Below are 752 nucleotides of genomic sequence, written 5' to 3' on the forward strand. Positions count from 1 at the left end.
CCGGGACGGCGTGGACGTCAGGGCTTGCGGCCGACCCCGCCCGTCATGAAGCGGACGTCGATGGTGCTGGCGTCGAGGATGGCCTGCTCGGGGCGCCACAGCGGCAGCGGGACGAGGCCGGGCGGCAGGACCTCCAGGCCGTCGAAGAAGGCGGCCAGCTCCTCCGGGGTACGGACGCGTCCGGTGCCGAGCTGCTCCAGAAGCTGCTTCTCCAGCGCGACGGACTCGGGGGCGTCGCCCAACCTGGTGAAGTTGGTGATGAAGAAGAACGAGCCGCTGGGCACGGCGTCCCGCAGCACCTCGATGATCCGGCCCGGCCCCTCCTCGTCGGCCAGGTGGTGCAGGATGCCGACGAGCATCACGCAGACGGGCCGCTCGAAGTCGATGAGCCTGCGGACGTCCGGGAGGTCCAGCAGTTGCTCGGGCTCGCGGATGTCGGCGGTGACCACGGTCGTGTTGGGGTTGTCGGCCAGGATCGCGCGGCCGTGCGCCAGGACGATCGGGTCGACGTCGACGTAGACCACGCGCGCCTGCGAGTTGACCTCCTGGGCGACCTCGTGGGTGTTGCGCACGGTCGGCAGCCCCGATCCCAGGTCCAGGAACTGGGTGATCCCCTCGTCCGCGGCGAGATGGCGGACGACGCGGTGCAACATGGCGCGGTTGTGCAGGGCGATGTCCCGCAGCTCCGGCATGATCGCCAGACTCGCCTCGGCGACGGCACGGTCCACCGCGTAGTTGTCCTTGCCACCGAG

The 752-nt window shown here is 70.5% G+C and carries 1 protein-coding gene; it reads right to left on the reverse strand.

Annotation, left to right across the window (positions count from 1 at the left end; all coding sequences use genetic code 11):
• Positions 1–17 precede the first annotated feature (17 nt).
• A partial coding sequence (locus tag AH6_RS41920) for an SAM-dependent methyltransferase (RefSeq protein WP_067492059.1) occupies positions 18–752 on the reverse strand: 735 nt, incomplete at its 5' end.

It is taken from the genome of Actinomadura hibisca NBRC 15177 (assembly GCF_001552635.1).
GTDB lineage: Bacteria > Actinomycetota > Actinomycetes > Streptosporangiales > Streptosporangiaceae > Spirillospora > Spirillospora hibisca.